Here is an 18,766-nt window from a genome sequence, read left to right on the forward strand (position 1 = left end):
CTACTACCAGGCGAGACGCCCAGGACCGCCCACACCTGGGAGCCCGTACTCGCTCAGTCGGGAGGGAACGAGATGTCCGCAGGGAGTGCACTTGGAGTAGCCGCCGCCGTCGCAGTCGCCGTCGCCGCGATCGGCTGGCGCACCGTGCTCACGATGATCGCCGTCTCGGTGGTCGCTCTGGCCGTGATCGGCTTCGTGAACGTCACGAGCATCATGTTCGGCTGATGATCAGATCAACCTGAAACCGTGCCCCGGCGCGTCGTCCACAGGACGCGTCCGGGGCACATGTATTTGTTGGGTGATCCTATGTGTTGTGCGGATCACTTTGTGGTCTAAAGTGGCGCCGCATCAGGGCCCCGCGCTGATGTGGTGGGGCCCGTGACTCCACGGCGTCGGGGGACGTGAGTGCGGGGTCTTTGGTGACGAGTTCGTCTGCTTTGAGCACGCATGCGCTGCATGCGGCGCTTGTTCCTGCGCCTGCTCTGGTCGACGAGAGGCGGACGTTGTACCGCCTTGCGGCTGACATGTTCGCGCCGGGTACCGAGTTGTCCGACAGCCTCGCTGACCACCCGGTCGTCCGCTTCGAGATCGGCAGAGCGCTCGCGGGGCACGGTGGACTGGACCTGGCGAAGCTCGACGTCGCCGCTGCGATGAGAGTGCGTGACGCCGGGGTGCCGGTGGCCGCGGATCCCTCCGCCGCCGAGGTGCTCGAGGCTCCGCTGCGGATCACCGCTCCGGCTGGTGCGAGGCCTGAACCGCTCACCGAGGCGGACGGTGACCGGTTCGATGCCGCATTCACGATCGTGGCCGAGGGTGTTCGGCTGCTGCGTGAGCTCGCGCCGGACATGGCTGAGGACCTCCTTGCGCACGTCTCGATGCTCGTAGTGCTCAAGCGTGAGACGTCTGCTGGTTTGGTCTCGGCGTCGTCGCGATACGTGCCCGGAGTGGTGCTGGTCGACGAGCCTCGGCTTCCCATGGAGATCGCAGAAGCCCTGGTCCACGAAGGGGCGCACGAAAAGTTCTTCGATCTGGCGATCGCAAAAGATTTTCTTGACCTGAGTGCGGAGGACGCGGATTATTTCCAGACTTCGTGGTCGCGCGCCAGATGGCCACTGGAACAGACCTTCGCGGCTTGGCATGCCTACAGCTGCCTGGCGCAGTTCAACCTGTCCATTGGCGCCGAACAACTCGGGCCCGATTCATTGCTGACGAAAGCAAAGAAGCGTGCTGCCGAGATCGGTGAGTGGCTGCTCAGACATGAAACGGATCTTCGTTCTGACGCCCGCTGGCTGCTTCGCGCACTGATGGGCGACCCGGTGGAGCACAGAGCCGAGGCCGCCGAGCCGTCGCATGTGGACGGTGAGACACTTGCCCCGCAGTTTTCAGAAGACGGCCATTTTCACCTGCTGTCGGACGTGCGTCACAGGCGTGCGATCACGGGGCGGGTGGTGGCAGGCAGGGCGGATTTGCCGCCTGTGGTCTTCTGGCTTGACGAGGACGCGAGCTGGACTCTGGGTCAGTGGCGTGACGATAGGACGGCGAAATCGTTCGGGTGGATGCTCGCCCGTGCGACCGAGGAATGGAAGGTCGGATCCGCCGCGGCGGCGGTCAGGCTTGAAAAGGCACTCGTTTCGCTCCACAGATCGGGCCTCGTCGGGTTGCCCGACCAAGCACGTTAGTCGCCTCCCGAGAAGGAACAATGACCTCCCCGAACCAGCCTCAACGCCTGCAGCAGTTCCCGCAGAACGCCGGCGTGCCTGTCGCCCACCCGACCAGCGGGGTGGGCCCGATGATCGGCCAGCCTGTTACCCCTGTTCAGTGGTTCAGGCGAATGCCGACCGGTGGTGGCACCGTGTTCCTGAGGCCAGCCGAGGTCCAGCAGAACGACTGATCTTCCGCGGTGACTATCGTTGCCCTGATCTTCAAACGCCGGACGGGGCCGCTTCGCAGGCCCCGTCCGGCGTTTGGTCGTTTGGGGATGCGACTTCACAGGGCAATAACGAATCGGCCACAAGGGCGAAGTTGATCGTCATCTAGACCGTTCGGGGGACGTCGATCGTCTTAGATCGCCGCATCCGCCAACCCCCACGGAGTAACCCGATGCGCCTGACACCCTTGAGAAGAGCCGGCCTGCTCGCCGCGGCCGCCCTTGCCGCCACGTCGATGCTCGGCCTCGTCACGGCCGCCTCGGCCGACGAAGTCGACAGCGGTGACCCGCGGGCGACCGGATACCTCAAGAACGTCGACATCAACCACCCCGAGGCCTGCACCGTGGGCGGGCTGACGGGACAGACGATCCACCCGAACCTGTTCACCTACACGGGTGGTGACAACCAGCTGCACCTCAACATCACCGCCGTGAACACGAACCTCAAGGTCACGGGCATCGTGGTCAAGGGCGGGCCGGTGTTCAACGTGTACCTCGCCGACAAGCTCGGCCCGTTGCCGTGGAACGAGCTCCGCGCGCCGCTGAAGGACAACGGCAACGGATCGGACATCAGCCACTGGTACGGCTGTGGCGTCGAGCAGACGACGACCACGACGACTACCACCACCACGACCACGACGACGACCACAGAGTCGACCGTGACGCACTCGTCGACGCCCAGCTCGACGACCAGCATCACGACCTCGGAGTCGGCGTCGTCCTCGTCCGGCACCCCTGCCACGACCACCGAGTCGACCAGCGCGTTCGTGCCCGTCGCGGACGAGGACCAGCTGGCGGCGACCGGGTTCGGGTCGCCCTGGCTGCTCGGGCTCGGCGCCCTGCTCGTCGGTGCCGGTGCCGCGCTGGTGCTCGTGATGCGCAGGCGTCGCGTCTAACTGTGCTCTTTGAACACGCCCCAGAGCGTGGTGAAGAACGAGCGCAACTCAACGTGGAACTCCACGTCTGAAGGAGCCGTTCCACCGCCGTAGATCTCCACGGCGCGTTGGGCGGCTCCTTCGTCGTTGGAGCCGACGGCGCAGGCCAGGTCCCAGGCGATCGGGCCGCGCCAGGTGTCCTCGAAGTCGTTCCAGACCGGGCCGGACGGGGTCACCATGACGTTGCCGTGGTGCGCGTCGCCGTGCAGCGGGTGGACGTCGAGGGGGTCCCAGCGCGACCTCAGGTCGGCGAACTGAGCTTGGAGCTCTTCCAAGGGCGCACGGCCGCGCAGGTAGGCGAGGGTGTTCTCCAGATCGTCCAGAGGGCCGCGCACGGGTAGAGGGCCGTCGTAGTGCCGTAGTTCGGCGTGTAACGCGGGCAGCATCTTCAGAACGTCGTGGTGGGGGAGCCTCACGTCCGGGTCGTGGGGGACGTACGTGCTGAACGACACCACGAAGCCGTCGTGGGTGTGCGGGCCCGCAGGAAGCTCGTCAGACGCCGTCACGACCGGGACGCCACGTCCGGCCAGGAAGGTCGACACCGCGAGGTCACGGGCGAAGTGAGAGGCCACCGCGGGGCGCATGAGGGCGGTGCGGCCGGCTACGCGGGCGACCACCGGGGCCGGGCGCAGGTGCACCAGGACGTTGCTCGCGGCCTTCAGGACCAGTGGGTCGGTGCACATCACGCCGTGCGAGGCCGCCAACGAGACGGCGGCGCGCACGGACCCATGAACGTTCACGCCTGGAAGGCTGGCATCAGCCCTGAGGGAGGAGCGACTCCATTTCGGCGATCTCCTTCTCCTGGTGGCTGACGACGTCCTGGGCGAGCTTGCGGGTCTCGGGGTCGGTGCCGGCGTCCAGGTGCTTGCGCGCCATGTCCACGGCGCCGCGGTGGTGCTGGATCATCAGCGACAGCCACTGCCGGTCGAACTCGGTGCCGTCGAGGTCGGCCAGGTTGCCGAGGTCGACCATGCCGTGGTCCTCGGAGTGGCCGTGCGAGGTGCGCGAGGACGCCTTCACCGGCGCGTTCCACGTCCGGAGCCAGCCGTTCATGCGCTCGATCTCGGGCCGCTGCGCGTCCGCGATGCGCTTGGCCAGGTCGATCACGTGCGAGTTCTCCGTGCGGGTCGTGACCATGCCCGACATCTGCAACGCCTGCTCGTGGTGCGGGACCATCCCCTGGGCGAATTCGACGTCCGCGGAGTTGTGCGTGGCCGGCGAGCCACAGGCGGCCAGCAACAGGACAGATGCGACAGCGAGCATTCGGAGCACGGCGGCAGGATACGTGTGACCTGCGCTACGCCGCTGGCCACCGGCCGTGGCCCACCCGAATGGAGCTGATCGGTTGCGTCTAATATCCCGGGGAGTTTCCCGAACGACTGGTCCCACCAAGGCCTGGAGGCACCGTGACGGCCGTAGCCCCGCAGCCGATCGCAACGCGTCCTTATCCGACGCGCACTGCGGTCAAGGGGTCCTTCCTGCTGCGGATGTTCCGCACCACGGACCACAAGCAAATCGGCATCATGTACCTGGTCACCTCGTTCGCCTTCTTCATGGTCGGCGGCGCGATGGCCATGCTGATGCGGACCGAGCTGGCCCGGCCCGGCATGCAGTTCCTCTCGCAGGAGCAGTTCAACCAGCTCTTCACGATGCACGGCACCGTGATGCTGCTGCTGTACGCGACGCCGATCGTGTTCGGCTTCGCCAACTTCGTGTTGCCGCTGCAGATCGGCTCGCCCGACGTGGCGTTCCCGCGGCTCAACGCCTTCTCGTACTGGCTGTACCTCTTCGGTGGCCTGATCGTGATGGCGGGCTTCGTGACGCCCGGTGGCGCGGCTGACTTCGGCTGGTTCGCGTACACGCCGCTGTCGAGCGCCATCCACTCGCCCGGCGCGGGTGCCGACCTGTGGATCTCCGGCCTGGTGGTCGGTGGTCTCGGCACCATCCTCGGCGCGGTGAACATGATCACCACCGTGGTCTGCCTGCGCGCGCCCGGCATGACGATGTTCCGCATGCCGATCTTCACCTGGAACATCCTGGTGACGTCGGTGCTCGTGCTGCTCGCGTTCCCGATCCTGACCGCGGCTCTGCTGGGCCTGCTGGCGGACCGGCACCTCGGCGCCCACGTGTTCGACCCCGCCAACGGCGGCGTGATCCTGTGGCAGCACCTCTTCTGGTTCTTCGGGCACCCGGAGGTCTACATCGTCGCCTTGCCGTTCTTCGGCATCGTGTCGGAGATCTTCCCGGTGTTCAGCCGCAAGCCGATCTTCGGCTACAACGGCCTGGTGTACGCGACGCTCGGCATCGCCGCGCTGTCCGTCGCCGTGTGGGCGCACCACATGTACGCGACCGGCGCCGTGCTGCTGCCGTTCTTCGCCTTCATGACGTTCCTCATCGCGGTCCCGACCGGTGTGAAGTTCTTCAACTGGATCGGCACGATGTGGAAGGGCCAGCTGACGTTCGAGACGCCCATGCTGTTCAGCATCGGCTTCATCGTCACGTTCCTCTTCGGTGGTCTGTCCGGCATCCTGCTGGCCGCGCCCGCGATCGACTTCCACGTGTCCGACACGTACTTCGTCGTGGCGCACTTCCACTACGTGCTCTACGGCACGATCGTGTTCGCGACCTTCGCGGGTATCTACTTCTGGTTCCCGAAGATCACCGGTCGCTTCATGGACGAGCCGCTGGGCAAGCTGCACTTCTGGACGACGTTCATCGGCTTCCACGCGACGTTCCTCGTCCAGCACTGGCTGGGCAACGAGGGCATGCCGCGCCGGTACGCCGACTACCTCGCGTCCGACGGCTTCACGACGCTCAACATGATCTCCACGATCGGTGCCTACATCCTGGGCGCGTCGACGCTGCCGTTCATCTGGAACGTCTTCCGCAGCTACCGCTTCGGTGAGGTCGTGACGGCGGACGACCCGTGGGGTTACGGCAACTCGCTCGAGTGGGCGACCTCGTCCCCGCCCCCGCGGCACAACTTCACCGAGCTGCCCCGGATCCGTTCGGAGCGCCCGGCGTTCGAACTGCACTACCCGCACATGATCGAACGCATCCGGAACGAGGGCCACGTGACCTTCACCGGAAAGACGATCGCGCACAAGGACGCCAAGCCCGCTCCCTCGGAGCTGGCCGCGGCCGCCATGAAGTCGGGTACGGCGTCCGAGAAGGACGACGCGGAGCACGACAAGTAACCTGCTCTGCACAGGTTCAACGACGAGCCCCGGCTGCCTCGCGCGGCCGGGGCTCGTCGCGTCTGACGAGGAGACGACGACGTGAAAACGCCCGTGCTGATCACCGTGACCGGACCCGACAAGCCCGGTGTCTCCTCGGTGCTCTTCGCCGTGCTGACCCGCCACGGCGTCGAGGTCCTGGACGTCGAGCAGGTCGTGATCAGGGGCCGCCTGGTGCTCGGGGCCCTCGTCTCGACCGACCACGACCCCGAGGGCCTGCAGGAGTCGGTCGAGCAGGCCATGGCCACCGTCTCGATGCACGTGGAGATCGAGATCGGCGCGGACTCGAAGCGCACCGCACGCCTCGAGTCGTCGCACGTGCTGATCGTGCTCGGCCGCCCGGTCACCGCGAAGGCGTTCACCGAGGTCGCGCGCCGGCTCGCGTCCCTGGGCGTCAACATCGACGCCATCCGCGGTGTCGCCGACTACCCCGTCACGGGCCTTGAGCTGCGCGTTTCCGTCGCGGACGACACCATGGAGCACGACGCGGCGCTGCGTTCCGCCCTCGCCGACATCTCTGTGCGGGTGGGGCTCGACATCGCCGTCGAACGGGCCGGGCTCACCCGCCGGGCCAAGCGCCTCGTGGTGTTCGACGTCGACTCCACGCTGATCCAGGGCGAGGTGATCGAGATGCTGGCCGCGCACGTCGGGTGCGAGGAGCAGGTGCGCGAGATCACCGAGGCCGCGATGCGCGGCGAGCTCGACTTCGCCGAGTCGCTGCGGCGCCGGGTCGCGTTGCTGGAGGGTCTCGACGAGAAGGTGCTGGCGGAGGTCGGGGCGACGCTGGAGCTCACGGCCGGTGCCCGCACGACGATCCGCACGCTGAAGCGCCTCGGCTTCTTCTGCGGCGTGGTGTCCGGCGGGTTCACGTCGGTGATCACCGGCCTCGCCGACGAGCTCCAGCTCGACTTCTGCGCGGCCAACACGCTCGAGGTCGTCGACGGCAAGCTGACCGGCAAGGTGGTCGGCGAGATCGTCGACCGGCCGGGCAAGGCCGTGGCGCTGCGCCGGTTCGCGGACGAGGTGGGCGTGTCGCTCGCGCAGTGCGTGGCGGTCGGCGACGGCGCGAACGACATCGACATGCTCAACGCGGCCGGTCTCGGCATCGCGTTCAACGCCAAGCCCGCGTTGCGCGAGGTCGCGGACACCGCTTTGTCGCACCCGTTCCTCGACGCCGTGCTGTTCATCCTGGGCGTGACGCGCGCCGAGGTGGAGGCCGCCGACGCCGCCGACGGCCTGGAGCTGACCCGGCTGTGATGATCCTCGACCTGATCGCCTCCCGGAACTACGCGGAGGAGACCGAAGTCCGCGCGATGCCGATGGTGTTGCGCATCGAACGCGTCGACCCGCCCGGCCGGACGGCACTGCTGGAGGCCGCGGCCGCCTCGGCGGTCGCGGTGTGCCTGGACCCTCGTGCGGACGTCGGCGGGGAGTGGCACGAGGCCGTCCGGTCGTGGGTGGCCGGGCGGATCCGCAAGGTGTCGCGGCGGGCCCGTGGCGTGCAGTGGGAGGCCGTGCAGGAGCTGCCCGGGGTGACGATCACCGTGGACGGCGCCTCGGTCCGCTCGCTGCTGCCGGTGCTGGTGACGGAGACGCCGCGGGAGGTCGCGAAGCTCCAGATCTCCGGCTCCGACCTGCCGCTCGACGAGCCGGGCGCGGTGCCCGAGGGCGCGCGGCTGCTGTACGTGAACCCGCGCGTCGAGATGTCCGCGGGCAAGCTCGCGGCGCAGGTCGGGCACGCGTCCATGCTGCTGGCGCCGACGTTGTCCGTCGACGAGCTGAAGGCGTGGACCGCGCTCGACTTCCGGTGTGCCGTGCGGACGCCGTCCGTCGCGGAGTGGGACTCGCTGCTCGGGCGCGGGGACGTCGTGGCCGTGCGGGACGCGGGTTTCACCGAGGTCGAGCCGGGCACGACGACGGTCATCGCGGTTTAGGTCCGGGCGAATCGGGTAAATCCGCGTCTCGTGGGCCTACTCGACGTTCTTGACGCCCGGCTCGGCGACGGGCTGGAGAACATGTTGTGCTCGCACCACACGCGCCGGTTGCGGCGGCTGGGGTGGGGCGACGTGCTCGCCGGTGAGGGCGCGGGGTGGTTCACCCCGCGCCGGCCCGTGCAGCACGGCAACTCCATCGAAGTCCTGGTCGACGGTGCCACCGCGTTTCCCGAGGTGGCGAAAGCGATCGAGAACGCGCAGAAGTACGTGCACATCGCGAACTGGCACGCGTCGCCGGACTTCCGGCTGACCCGCGAGCCGGGCGCGCCGCAGCTGCGCGAGCTGCTGTCCGCCGCGGCGGAACGGGTTCCGGTGCGCGTGCTGCTGTGGGCGGGACCGCCGTTCCCGATGTTCGAACCGACGCGCAAGCGTGCTTTGGCCGCGCAGAAGGCTTTCTGGGAGTGCGGTGCCGTCCGCTGCGAGCTGGACGCGCGTGAGCGGACGTTGCACTGCCACCACGAGAAGGTCGTGATCGTCGACGACGTGGCTTTCGTCGGCGGCCTCGACATGACGGCGGTGGAGGGCGACCGGCACGACTCGCCCGAACACCCGCCGCGCGATCTGGGCTGGCACGACCACACAGCGCGAGTGGAGGGGCCTGTCGTCGCGGAAGTGGCGGCGCACTTCGCCGCGAGGTGGCTGGAGATCGCGGGGGAGACGCTGCCGCCTCCCGAGGTGCCGCCCGAGGCCGGGGCATCGTCGGTGCAGCTGGTGCGGACGATCCCGGAGAAGACGTACTCGTTCGCCCCGCACGGCGATTTCAGCCTGCTGGACTCGTACCTGCGCGCCTTCCGGGCGGCGGAGTCGTTGATCTACGTGGAGAACCAGTTCCTGTGGTCGCCGGAGATCACCGAGGTGTTGCTGGAGAAGTTGCGGCGGCCGCCGTCGGACGAGTTCCGGATGGTGTTGTTGTTGCCGCAGAAGCCGAGCAACGGCGCGGACACCACACGCGGGCAGCTCGGCCGGTTGCTCGACGCCGACGCGGATCGCCTGGTGGCCGCGACCCTGGTCGCCCACGGTGACGCGCCGGTGTACGTGCACGCGAAGTTGTCCATTGTGGACGACAAGTGGATGTCGGTCGGGTCGGCGAACCTGAACGAGCACTCGTTGTTCAACGACACCGAGGTGAACGTCGTGACCGACGACGCCGACGTGGTGCGGGCGACGCGGCTGCGGTTGTGGGCGGAACATCTGGAGTCGGACGTCTCCGGCCCGGCGCACGAGGTCGTCGACCGGGTGTGGCGGCGCGAGATGGAGGGCTCCGGGCGGGTGACGGCCCTGCCCGGTGTGTCCCGCCGTGCCGGAAGATTGCAAGGACCGTTACGTGGATTGCTGGTCGACGGCTGACCTGCGGCGCTAGTTTGGCGACGTGGCCAACGAGGTGACGATCCCGCTGCTGCCGTGCGCCTCCATCGACGAGGTGGCCGAGTTCTACGTGATGCTCGGGTTCACCGTCACGTACCGGCAGTACCGCCCGAACGCGTACCTGTCGGTGCGGCGCGAGGAGATCAACCTCCACTTCTTCGGCATCCCCGGGTTCGACGTCACGTCGTCGTACAGCTCGTGCCTGATCCAGGTCGACGACCCGCGGGAGCTGTACGAGGCGTTCGCCGCGGGGATGCGGGCCGTCTACGGGCAGGTGCTGCTGAGCGGGATCCCGCGGGTGACCCGGCCTCGGCGGGACGGGTTCCTGCTGGTCGACCCCGGTGGCAACTGGGTCCGTGTGGTGCCGGCGGTGCGGGAGCGCCAGGAGCCGGGCCGCAACGGGCTGTCGCGGGCGCTGACGAACGCGGTGACGCTGGCCGGGTCGCACGGGGCCGAGCGGCAGGCGTTGAAGATCCTCGAAGGGGCGTTGGTGCGGGAGGTGCACGCTTCGGAGGAGGAGCGGGCGTCGGCGCTGGAGTTCCGCGAAGAACTGCTTGAACGGCTTAATCTACATAGGTAGTCTTAGTGGCGTGGAGCCACTGCAACGCATCGGCAAGGCCACCGTCGACGTGCTCGAGGTGCTGCTGGGCGCCGGCGAGCCGCGGTGGGGGCTGGAGATCATCAAGCTCACCGGCCGTCCGTCCGGGAGCGTGTACCCGCTGCTGGACCGGCTGGAGCGGGCCGGGTGGGTGACGTCCGCCTGGGACGACGACGCGGAACGGCGTGGGCCTCGGCGGCGGATGTACCGGCTGACCGGAGAAGGGGCGGCGGAGGCGCGCAAGGTCGTGGCCCGGGCTGCTCCGGCGCCGCGGTTCGTGCCTCGGGCGGCGCAATGAGGGTCGCGTTGTGGCTGGTGCGGCTCGTGGCGTCGGACGAGCGCTGGCGTGAGCAGTGGGAAGCGGACGTGGTCGGGGCTCGCGAGCTCGGGATGTCGCCGTGGTCGGTGGCGTTCGGGGTCGTGCGGGCCGCTGTCGTGATGCCTGCGAAGGAGGCTGTTGTGGTCGGTCCGTTGGGGATTGCGTTGAAGCACGCGGGGACGCCTCGGAAGCGGGTGCTCATGCTCGCCGTGGTGTCGGCGTTGTTGTTGGTGGGCGGAGTCGTTCTGCTGTTCGCTTGAGCAAATTGCTCCGTGTCGTTTCGGATGATTCGGGCTTAGCTTCGGGCGGTGGCCAACGAACTGACAATTCCGCTTCTGCCCTGTGTGGACATCGATGAGATGGCGTCGTTCTACGAGATGCTCGGCTTCTCCGTCACCTATCGGCAGACGCGGCCGAACCCTTATGTGTGCGTGCGTCGCGAGGACCTCAACCTGCACTTCTACGGGATGCCGGGGCACGTGCCGGAGGAGTCGCACAGCACGTGCGTGGTGATCGTGGAGGACACCGGGCCGTTGTTCGAGGCGTTCGCGGCGGGGATGCGCGAACGGCACGGGAAGCTGTTGGTGGCCGGTATTCCGCGGATGACCCGGCCCCGGTTGCGCAACGACCGCTACACCGGGTTCACGGTCGTGGACCCGGCCGGCAACTGGATCAGGATCAACAAAGCGGCTCAGGAGCCCGAGGCGAAGACCCCGCTGGCCCGTGCGATGGAGAACGCGGCACGGCAGGCGGACGCGCGCGGGGACGAGCGGCAGGCGTTGAAGATCCTCGAAGGCGCGTTGAAGAAGGCCGACGCCTCCGAGGACGTGACGGAGGCCGAGGCCTTCCGCGACGAACTGATCGAACGGATCACTTCGTCTGGGCAGCGTCCAGACGCTTGAGGGCGGCCCGGACGACCTCCGGGTCGTAGGTGGTCCAGAACGGCGGCAGCGAAGCCCGGATGAAGCCGCCGTAGCGGGCCGTGGCGATGCGCGGGTCGAGGACGGCCACCACGCCCTTGTCCGACATCGATCGCAGCAGGCGGCCCGCGCCCTGGGCCATCAGCAGGGCGGCGTGCGTGGCGGCGACGGTCAGGAAGCCGTTGCCGCCGCGTGAGCTCACCGCCTTCTGCCGGGCCGACGCCAGCGGGTCGTCCGGCCGGGGGAACGGGATCCTGTCCATGATCACGAGCTGGAGGCTGGGCCCGGGCACGTCCACGCCCTGCCACAGCGACAGCGTGCCGAACAGGCACGTGCGTTCGTCCTCGGAGAACTTCTTGACCAGCAGACCCGTCGCGTCGTCGCCCTGGCAGAGGATCGGGTGGTCGATCCTGTCCCGCAGCGCTTCGGTGGCGGCCTTGGCGGCGCGCGTCGAGGAGAACAGGCCGAGCGCGCGCCCGCCGGCCGCGTTCACCAGGCCCTCGATCTCCTCCAGGTACTCGGGCGGCAGCCCGTCGCGGCCCGGCTGCGGCAGATGCCTTGCCACGTAGAGGATTCCGCTCGTGCCGTGCTGGAACGGCGAGCCGACGTCGAGACCCGTCCACTTGGGACCGTCGAGGTCCTTCTCGGTGGCCGCGCCCTCGATCTTGCGGACCTTATCGCTCGGCGGCAGCCCCCACTGGCGCGCCATCGTGTCGAACGCGCCGCCGAGCGTGAGCGTCGCGGACGTCAGCACCGTGGTGCGCTTGGCGAAGAGCCGTTCGCGCAGCAGCCCGCCCACGCCGAGCGGCGCGACCCTGATGGACGGCGCCTTCTGGTTGAAGTCGCCCGAGATCCACACGACGTCGCGTTCCTCGTCGAACGCCTCCAGCACCCGGACCGCGCAGTCGTGCACCTCTTCGAGCAGCGCCAGCGCCAGCTTGCGCGCCGTCGCCCCGTCCGGATCCTCCTTGCGTTCCGATCCCAGGGCCGTCACGCAGTTGTGCGCCGAGTCCCTGGTGGCCGCGAGAGCACCCGAGAGGGCACGCGGCAGTGCGTCGAGGCGGCCCGACGGCATGTCCTCGAGGATCATCGCGAGCCCGTCGCCGGCCTCGGCCAGCCGATCCGCGATGTCCTGGTCGATCAGCCGGCCGCACCTGCGCGCCGCCATGCTGACGCTCGCCCCGCTCAGCTCCTCCGTCGCCACGGACGTGATGCGGTCGACCAGGTCGTGCGCCTCGTCGATCACCACCACGTCGTGGTCGGGCAACACCTGGTAGCCCTCCAACGCGTCGATGGCGAGCATCGCGTGGTTCGTGACCACCACGTCCGCCTTGCCGGCCTCCGCGCGCGCCCGTTCCGCGAAGCAGTCGGACCCGATCGGACACTTGCTGACGCCCAGGCACTCCCGAGCGGTGACGCTCACCTGCCGCCACGCCTGCTCGCTGACACCGGGCACCAGCTCGTCGCGATCACCGGTCTCGGTGTCCGACGACCACTCGTGCAGCCGCTTCACCTCACGCCCGAGCTTCGACACCGCGAACGGGTCGAACAGCGCGTCCTCCTCGGGCTCGTCCGGCGCCCCGTTGTGCACGCGGTGCATGCACAGGTAGTTCCGCCGGCCCTTGAGGATCGCGAACGTCGGCTCCCGCCCCAGATCCTTCTTGAGCGCCTTCGACAGCCGCGGCAGGTCCCGGTCGACCAGCTGCCGCTGCAGGGCGATCGTGGCCGTCGACACGACCACCGTCTCGTCCTTGGCCACCGCGTGCCGGATGGACGGCACCAGGTAGGCGAGCGACTTGCCGGTACCCGTGCCCGCCTGCACGGCGAGGTGCTCGCCCGTGCGGATCGAGTGGTCGACGGCCTCGGCCATCTCCACCTGACCAGGGCGCTCCGCACCGCCGACGGCGTGGACGGCGGTTTCGAGAAGGCTCAGGGTGGGGGGAACTTCAGGCACGAGGAAGACCGTACCCGGCAGGTCCGACAGTCTCGCCGGACCCGCTGGATCGGAGAGGACGCCGAGTTGGCGGGTGTGCCGGACCGGAGAGGAAGGCGGGGCGACACCAGGGCTGTGCGGCGAAGCCGAGGGCTGTGTGGCGACATCAGGGCTGTGCGGGGAAGCCGAGGGCTGTTCGGCGAAGCCGAGGGCTCAGTCGCCGCCGCCTCCACCGCAACCGCCGCCGCAGCCCCCGCCGCCACAGCTGCTGCCCCCGCTGTCGCTCGACGAGCAGCTGCTGTCCGACGAGCAGCCACCTCCGCAGCTGCTGCTGGACGTCGTCTCACGCCCCGGCAGCATCCCGATCGCGAGCGCGGAGAGACCGAACATCCCCGCGATCGCCATCCCGCCGGCCCGGCCGCGCAGGCCGCGGGCCGCGACCGCGCCGATCGGGTCGCGGGAGCTCACCCGGTTCTGGGCTCGCTTCACCAGGACGTACCCGGCTCGGGTGCGCAGGCGGCCGGGGTCGCGGGCGCGCAGGACCGAGGCCCAGACGAGGGCGACCACGCCGGCGGCGAAGAAGTACCAGAACGGGAACCCGGTCAGCGATGGCGCGAAGTCGAGGAAGTCCACCAGGAGTTCCGGTGCCACGGCGCTGAGCACTCCCGCGATGAACAGCAGCGGGGTCAGCAGGAACAGCCACGGGTAGAGGCGCGGCCGGTAGGAACGGCGGCGGCGCAGGAGCTTGCGGTTGACGAGGTGGGTGCGCAGGCCCTCTGTCTCGGGCGAGGCGAAGGCGCCGTAGACCACGTCGTTCAGCAGGCGGCCGTGGCGCAGGCCGCGGAGGATCTGGGCCTCCAGCGGGGTGGCGGGGCCCTGGCCCGGTACGTGGACGGCGCTCAGCACGCCCTCGCGCGAGACCCGGACCAGGCCTGCCTGGATCAGGCGGGCCAGGGCCACCTCGGCCGCGCGGGCCGGGCCGCCCGCGAGGCAGCCCAGCTCTTCGGGGGTATGCGTCGTCACGCGGATTTCTCGGCCGCGGGACCTACGTCGTTACGTCGGCCACGATCCGGTCGTACAGGTCGAGGGACGCCAGCGCGTGCGAGACCTTCAGCGGGACGTCCTCGCCGCGGCGGGAGGCGACCAGTTCCAGGATCGGGAGGTCGGGCCAGCGGGCGGCGGCCAGAACGCCGGCGCGGGACTTGCTGACGATCTCGCCGGTGCGGATCGTGTGCCACAGCCTGGCCGGGCCGAGGCCCACCCACAGCAGGTTCGCGCGCCCTATGGACGCCTCGGGGTCCAGCGACGGAGCTATGCCGCGGAAGTGGTCGAACTCGGTCTTCCAGTAGGTGGCGAGGTTGTCGCGGCAGTACGCCTCGACATCGGCGGCCGTGCCGGGGCAGGACGGTCGTGTGCCGCGCACGGTCTGACCGACGGTGCGCAGCTGTTGCCACAGCACGGGAGTGATCTCGCCGGACAACGGGGTCACGTCGAAGACCGGCTTCTCCAACGACCCGGCCGGCACCACGGCCACGTCGGCGCCTTCGACAGCAGGCACCTCGGCAGGAGAGGACAGCTCGATCACGATGTCCAGGTCCGAGTCGGGGACGACGTCGTCCAGCACGCGCGACCCATAAAGATGCGCGCCCGCCACAAGGCCCGGCAGGCGCGCATCCAGGAACGACAGGTACTCCCCAGGCGTGATCACCTGGTCCAAGCTACCGACGGCGGACGAGCGCCCAGGCTCCCGGCAGCAGGCCCGCGGCCAACGCGATCTTCAGGGCGTCACCGATCAGGAACGGCAGCACGCCGACGGCCAGCGCCTTGCCGAACGACATGTCCGCGGCGGCCATCAGCCACGGCACGCCCACGGAGTAGATCGCCAGGTTGCCCAGTGCCATCAGGCCCACCACGCGCAACGGTGTGCGGTCGCCGCCGCGTCCGGCCAGGTAGCCCACCAGGGCACCGGCGAACACGAAGCCCACGACGTAGCCGAGCGACACCGGAACGCCGGACGAGCCTCCCTGGAACCACGGCACGCCCGCGACGCCCGCGATCAGGTACAGCAGCATCGAGGTCGCACCTCGTTGCCAGCCCAGCGTTGCGCCGACGAGCAGCGCGGCGAACGTCTGGCCCGTCAGCGGCACCGGGCTGCCCGGAATCGGCAGCGCCACCTGGGCGGCGAGTCCGGTGAAGGCGGCACCGGCGACGACCAGCGTCAGGTCGCGGACCAGCGCTCCCGGCACGAAGTCGGCGAGCACGGTGCGACGGGGCGCGAGTGCGAGTGTCACGTTCCCTCCCAGGCGGAATCGAGAGAACCTGAGATTAACCACGCCGACTCGAGAACGTCTTTGTTCCATGTCTGCAAAGTGACCGGTCACACATCGAGTGCGACCTTGCCGGCGACGCGGTCGTCGTTGCGGCGCGTCTTGGTCCAGCCGTTGTTGCCGCGCACCAACCGGATCAGCGCGCGCCACGATGTGATGTAGAACGTGTAGATGTACAGCGCGTAGCCGAACCCGTACAGGATGGACTTCCAGAACCCGACGGGCACGCAACGCGCGCGATACACCGGCCCCCACAACACGAACGGCAACAAACCAAACGCGCCGTACACGGTGAAGAGGATCCACGCCCCGTCGAAGAACCACGACACGACTTCGGTGGGCGACACCATGAACCGGTACGCCATCATCGCCATCGGGATCGGGTAGATCAGCGTGCCGAGCAACTGCATCCACGGCTGCGCGAGGTAGTACATCATCTCCGCCGCCCCCAACGTCGTCAGGTGGTCGGAGTCCCAGATGCGGCGCAGGTACCGCATGCACTGCATGGTTCCCTGACCCCACCGGGTGCGCTGCGCCAGGAAACGCCGCAACGAGTACAACGCCTCCTGGTTCACGTGCGTGTCCAACGAGAAGCCCGTGTGCCACCCCGCCGTCAGCAGGTGCACGCCGAGTTCGAAGTCCTCCAGCAACGACCCGCGCCACGGCGACCCGGTCGGCCCGGCGATGGAGTCCAAAGCGGACAGACGGGTGAACTGCCCGTTGCCGCCCATGGAGATCGTGCCCGTCGCACCGCGCGACATCTGGATCGCCGCGATGGCCGTGCGGAACTCCAGGTCCTGCATCCGCACCAGCCCGGCGCCGAACGCCCGCCGCCACCGCGTCACGCCCGGCTGCCGCTGCCCGGCGTTGATCATCCGCACGTCCACCTGCACGGCCCCGATGCGGGGATTGCCGAAGAGGTGCGTGGCTGCACAGACTTCCAGGCAGTTGGGAGCAGGCCGCCCGTCCGCGTCCACCACCACGACGATCGCACGGTCGGCATCGGCACGACGGCCCATCCACATCTTCAACGTGCGGTAGGCGTCGTTCAGCGCGTTGCCCTTGCCGGTGCGGGCATAGGGCCGTTGGCGTTGCACGAGGTGGATCTGCGGATCACGGATACCGCCGTTGCGCTTCAACGTCCGCACGACACCGGCGGTGCGGTCGTCGGAGTCGTCGTCGATGACCCACACGTGCGCGATGGGGAACGTCTCGCGCAGGTACCTGATCGTGGCGCCGATGACGGCCTCCTCGTCGCGGCACGGCACGAAGAAGTGCCACTCCAGCAACGACGGATCGCCTACCGGAGCGGGCTTGCGCCGCAGGTACGGCACCACGATCACGAACACGTACGTCACGAAGGCGACGCTCATCGTCAGAGCGAGCGCCTGCGTGAACCCGAGGACGAGGTCGAGGCTCACTTCCGGGTGGCCAGCCAGACGAACGCGACCAACGCGGCCGCGCCACCGAACACGCTCACCATCGACCCCAGCAGCGTGTGGCCCCAGTAGTAGCCGGTGTCGACGCCGAGCCAGTTCACCAGCCCCACCAGGGTCAGCACGCGGAACTGGTTCACGACCACCACCGCCAGCGCCGCGACGCCCAGTGCGAACAGCACCCGCGACTGGATCCGCGGCCGCAGCGCGATCATCACCGCGCCGACCACGATCAGCGGCAGCACCAGGAACGCCGACGTGCACTCCGGGGTCATCCTCAGGCCCAGGGGGGTGTCCGAACCCAGTCCGAAGTAGACGGTCTGGCGCTCGGGGACCACGTCCACGCCGTAGGAGCTGATGACGCTCAGGACCGCGCCGGACAAGGAGATCTCCGCCGTCCGGTAGAGCCGGTGTGCGAACACGAGTCCCGCTGCGACGGCGACGAGGACCACCACGGTCACCCGGCTCGGGAATGCGGTGCGGCGCAGGGCAAGCGTCACCCGAAGATCCTTTCCACCGATGAGGGAGCGCCCAGACGGGCTACTTGACCTTCCATCGGTAGACGGAACGTCATCCCTCACCCCCGGATCGGGTGACGCCGTAACCGGAAATTGATCAAAAAAACCCACGATGAGTGGCCCCGATTGGGCGAGACGAGTGGTCGTGTCCCTCGATACGGGGAGTAACCCTCAGTTCCCTCGAAAGAAAGCCGATGCCGGTAATTGCCCCCGGAAAGCGTGAAACCAGAGTGGTATCAGCACGCCCCGGTGGCCGGAGGAATCAAGGGAAGGAGTTTCATGCGAGTCCGAATGACGGGACTGGCCGGAGTCATCGCGATTGCCGCACTCCTGGTCGGTGCCGCACCCGCTTCTGCCGCTCCGGGGGACGCCTCGGCCTACGGTGCGAAGCTCAACGTGACGCTGCTCGGCAGCCCCGCGGTCAACGCGGAGCCGTTCGCCGCAGCCAATGCGAACGGTCCTGTGCAGAACTCGTTCGCAGGCGTCGACCTCACCGGAATCCTCAAGACCGGTGTCATCAACGCTTCGGCTTCGCGTGACGAGAAGTCCGGCGGTGTGTACTCGCGAGCGAGCACCGCGGACGTCCGGGTCGACCTGCTCTCCAAGGTCACCGGGAAGATCTCCGCCGAACTGGTGGAGGCGGAGTGCGCGGCGACCCAGAAGGGTCTGACCGGCAAGGCGAAGCTCGCCGGCGTCAACCTCGGCAAGCTCGGCCAGGTGAACGCCGACCCGGCGGCCAACACGAAGCTGGACGTCCAGCTCGCCGGCGTCAAGATCGCTGAAGTGATCTTCAACGAGCAGATCAAGAACAACGACGGCAGCCTGACCGTGAACGCGATCCACATCAAGCTGCTGCAGGGCGTGCTCGGTGGCATCGGCACGGGCGACGTGATCATCTCGTCGGCCACGTGCGGTCCCGCCGACCTGCCCATCCCGATGGCGTCGGGGGCGGGCCTGTGGATCGGCCTCGGCCTGCTCGGTGTCGTCGCCGCCCCGGTCGGTTTCGTGGCGCTGCGCCGTCGCGCGTCGCTGAACGCGGCCTGAGGAGAGCGGCAGATGTACAAGGTCCCCGGTACCGGCGTGGGTGTCGGCACGGGCGTGGGTGCCCTCGCGGTCACCGGCGCCGACGTGACGTGGTGGATCGTCGCGGGCGTCGTCCTGCTGGCCGTGGGTGCGTTCCTGCTGCACGCCACGAGGAAGCGGCGCCGTGCCGTCCCCGTCCAGGCCAGACCGAACCGAGCTGGCTGACATGGTCCGC

The 18,766-nt window shown here is 68.7% G+C and carries 21 protein-coding genes and 1 pseudogene; 14 read left to right on the plus strand and 8 right to left on the minus strand.

All coding sequences use genetic code 11. The features are described from left to right. Positions 1–72 precede the first annotated feature (72 nt). From QSK25_RS12360 to QSK25_RS12375, 4 genes are all read left to right on the plus strand, one after another. Positions 73–225: a hypothetical protein gene (locus QSK25_RS12360; protein ID WP_285638055.1), complete on the plus strand. Its 153-nt coding sequence runs from the start codon at positions 73–75 to the stop codon at positions 223–225. Between the two features lie 194 nt (positions 226–419). Next, positions 420–1,679 carry an aKG-HExxH-type peptide beta-hydroxylase gene (locus QSK25_RS12365; protein ID WP_285638057.1) on the plus strand — a complete coding sequence of 420 codons (1,260 nt, stop codon included), beginning with the start codon at positions 420–422 and terminating at the stop codon, positions 1,677–1,679. A 20-nt stretch (positions 1,680–1,699) separates the two neighbouring features. Then, the gene (locus QSK25_RS12370) at positions 1,700–1,891 is read left to right on the plus strand and encodes a hypothetical protein (protein WP_285638058.1); all 192 of its coding nucleotides are present in this window, start codon (positions 1,700–1,702) and stop codon (positions 1,889–1,891) included. Positions 1,892–2,100: 209 nt separating this feature from the next. Beyond that, positions 2,101–2,823 (plus strand): LPXTG cell wall anchor domain-containing protein, encoded by a 723-nt coding sequence (locus QSK25_RS12375; protein WP_285638060.1) that lies wholly within the window; start codon positions 2,101–2,103, stop codon positions 2,821–2,823. On the opposite strand, the gene QSK25_RS12380 is transcribed toward QSK25_RS12375, so the two are convergent. Both QSK25_RS12380 and QSK25_RS12385 read right to left on the minus strand, forming a co-directional pair. Then, positions 2,820–3,602: an aminoglycoside phosphotransferase family protein gene (locus QSK25_RS12380; protein ID WP_285638062.1), complete on the minus strand. Its 783-nt coding sequence runs from the start codon at positions 3,600–3,602 to the stop codon at positions 2,820–2,822. The two genes, QSK25_RS12375 and QSK25_RS12380, sit on opposite strands and share 4 nt — an antisense overlap. Before the next feature lie 16 nt (positions 3,603–3,618). Continuing rightward, complete coding sequence (locus QSK25_RS12385) at positions 3,619–4,125, minus strand: DUF305 domain-containing protein (protein WP_285638691.1); 507 nt, start codon at positions 4,123–4,125, stop codon at positions 3,619–3,621. A gap of 143 nt (positions 4,126–4,268) precedes the next feature. Here QSK25_RS12385 and ctaD point away from each other — a divergent pair, with 143 nt between their 5' ends. From ctaD to QSK25_RS12425, 8 genes are all read left to right on the plus strand, one after another. Beyond that, the gene (gene ctaD / locus QSK25_RS12390) at positions 4,269–6,059 is read left to right on the plus strand and encodes an aa3-type cytochrome oxidase subunit I (protein ID WP_285638065.1); all 1,791 of its coding nucleotides are present in this window, start codon (positions 4,269–4,271) and stop codon (positions 6,057–6,059) included. A gap of 81 nt (positions 6,060–6,140) precedes the next feature. Next, entirely contained in the window at positions 6,141–7,355 is a 1,215-nt protein-coding gene (gene serB, locus QSK25_RS12395; RefSeq protein ID WP_285638067.1) for a phosphoserine phosphatase SerB, read from the plus strand. Next, positions 7,355–8,032, plus strand: coding sequence for a peptidyl-tRNA hydrolase (locus QSK25_RS12400; RefSeq protein ID WP_285638069.1), 678 nt, complete (start codon positions 7,355–7,357; stop codon positions 8,030–8,032). The genes serB and QSK25_RS12400 overlap by 1 nt, the downstream gene beginning before the upstream one ends. Positions 8,033–8,062: 30 nt before the next feature. Beyond that, entirely contained in the window at positions 8,063–9,439 is a 1,377-nt protein-coding gene (locus QSK25_RS12405; RefSeq protein WP_285638071.1) for a phospholipase D-like domain-containing protein, read from the plus strand. Between the two features lie 22 nt (positions 9,440–9,461). Next, the gene (locus QSK25_RS12410; RefSeq protein WP_285638075.1) at positions 9,462–10,037 is read left to right on the plus strand and encodes a bleomycin resistance protein; all 576 of its coding nucleotides are present in this window, start codon (positions 9,462–9,464) and stop codon (positions 10,035–10,037) included. Between the two features lie 10 nt (positions 10,038–10,047). Then, positions 10,048–10,353: a PadR family transcriptional regulator gene (locus QSK25_RS12415; RefSeq protein ID WP_285638077.1), complete on the plus strand. Its 306-nt coding sequence runs from the start codon at positions 10,048–10,050 to the stop codon at positions 10,351–10,353. Continuing rightward, entirely contained in the window at positions 10,350–10,634 is a 285-nt protein-coding gene (locus QSK25_RS12420; RefSeq protein ID WP_285638079.1) for a hypothetical protein, read from the plus strand. Before QSK25_RS12415 ends, QSK25_RS12420 begins: the two co-directional genes overlap by 4 nt. Positions 10,635–10,682: 48 nt before the next feature. Further along, the gene (locus QSK25_RS12425) at positions 10,683–11,276 is read left to right on the plus strand and encodes a DUF8817 family protein (RefSeq protein WP_502881836.1); all 594 of its coding nucleotides are present in this window, start codon (positions 10,683–10,685) and stop codon (positions 11,274–11,276) included. On the opposite strand, the gene QSK25_RS12430 is transcribed toward QSK25_RS12425, so the two are convergent. The 6 genes and pseudogenes from QSK25_RS12430 to xrtP form a co-directional block, all read right to left on the minus strand. Further along, positions 11,245–13,248 carry an ATP-dependent DNA helicase gene (locus tag QSK25_RS12430; RefSeq protein WP_502881837.1) on the minus strand — a complete coding sequence of 668 codons (2,004 nt, stop codon included), beginning with the start codon at positions 13,246–13,248 and terminating at the stop codon, positions 11,245–11,247. The two genes, QSK25_RS12425 and QSK25_RS12430, sit on opposite strands and share 32 nt — an antisense overlap. Before the next feature lie 192 nt (positions 13,249–13,440). After that, positions 13,441–14,259 (minus strand): annotated as a pseudogene (locus QSK25_RS12435) (TIGR04222 domain-containing membrane protein); the annotation flags it as partial. Positions 14,260–14,272: 13 nt separating this feature from the next. After that, positions 14,273–14,935 (minus strand): nucleotidyltransferase domain-containing protein, encoded by a 663-nt coding sequence (locus tag QSK25_RS12440; RefSeq protein ID WP_285638083.1) that lies wholly within the window; start codon positions 14,933–14,935, stop codon positions 14,273–14,275. 10 nt (positions 14,936–14,945) lie between these two features. Further along, positions 14,946–15,518, minus strand: coding sequence for a biotin transporter BioY (locus tag QSK25_RS12445; protein WP_285638085.1), 573 nt, complete (start codon positions 15,516–15,518; stop codon positions 14,946–14,948). Between the two features lie 86 nt (positions 15,519–15,604). Continuing rightward, on the minus strand, positions 15,605–16,975 hold the full coding sequence (locus QSK25_RS12450) for an XrtP-associated glycosyltransferase (RefSeq protein WP_502881838.1): 1,371 nt from the start codon (positions 16,973–16,975) through the stop codon (positions 15,605–15,607). Then, positions 16,972–17,490 carry an exosortase P gene (gene xrtP / locus QSK25_RS12455; protein ID WP_285638087.1) on the minus strand — a complete coding sequence of 173 codons (519 nt, stop codon included), beginning with the start codon at positions 17,488–17,490 and terminating at the stop codon, positions 16,972–16,974. The genes QSK25_RS12450 and xrtP overlap by 4 nt, the downstream gene beginning before the upstream one ends. 297 nt (positions 17,491–17,787) lie before the next feature. Here xrtP and QSK25_RS12460 point away from each other — a divergent pair, with 297 nt between their 5' ends. After that, the gene (locus QSK25_RS12460) at positions 17,788–18,552 is read left to right on the plus strand and encodes a choice-of-anchor protein CoaP (RefSeq protein WP_285638089.1); all 765 of its coding nucleotides are present in this window, start codon (positions 17,788–17,790) and stop codon (positions 18,550–18,552) included. A 12-nt stretch (positions 18,553–18,564) separates the two neighbouring features. Beyond that, positions 18,565–18,756: an LAXTG motif-containing small protein gene (locus tag QSK25_RS12465; RefSeq protein ID WP_285638091.1), complete on the plus strand. Its 192-nt coding sequence runs from the start codon at positions 18,565–18,567 to the stop codon at positions 18,754–18,756. The last annotated feature ends 10 nt before the right edge of the window (positions 18,757–18,766 follow it).

The sequence above is a fragment of the Lentzea sp. NBRC 102530 genome (genome assembly GCF_030269365.1).
Classification (GTDB): domain Bacteria; phylum Actinomycetota; class Actinomycetes; order Mycobacteriales; family Pseudonocardiaceae; genus Lentzea.

Coding starts and splice junctions, on each gene's coding strand:
- QSK25_RS12360 (WP_285638055.1), top strand. CDS start 73: ATGTCCGCAGGGAGTGCACTTGGAGTAGCCGCCGCCGTCGCAGTCGCC.
- QSK25_RS12460 (WP_285638089.1), top strand. CDS start 17,788: ATGCGAGTCCGAATGACGGGACTGGCCGGAGTCATCGCGATTGCCGCA.
- QSK25_RS12375 (WP_285638060.1), top strand. CDS start 2,101: ATGCGCCTGACACCCTTGAGAAGAGCCGGCCTGCTCGCCGCGGCCGCC.
- QSK25_RS12420 (WP_285638079.1), top strand. CDS start 10,350: ATGAGGGTCGCGTTGTGGCTGGTGCGGCTCGTGGCGTCGGACGAGCGC.
- QSK25_RS12385 (WP_285638691.1), bottom strand. CDS start 4,125: ATGCTCGCTGTCGCATCTGTCCTGTTGCTGGCCGCCTGTGGCTCGCCG.
- QSK25_RS12465 (WP_285638091.1), top strand. CDS start 18,565: ATGTACAAGGTCCCCGGTACCGGCGTGGGTGTCGGCACGGGCGTGGGT.
- QSK25_RS12400 (WP_285638069.1), top strand. CDS start 7,355: ATGATCCTCGACCTGATCGCCTCCCGGAACTACGCGGAGGAGACCGAA.
- QSK25_RS12370 (WP_285638058.1), top strand. CDS start 1,700: ATGACCTCCCCGAACCAGCCTCAACGCCTGCAGCAGTTCCCGCAGAAC.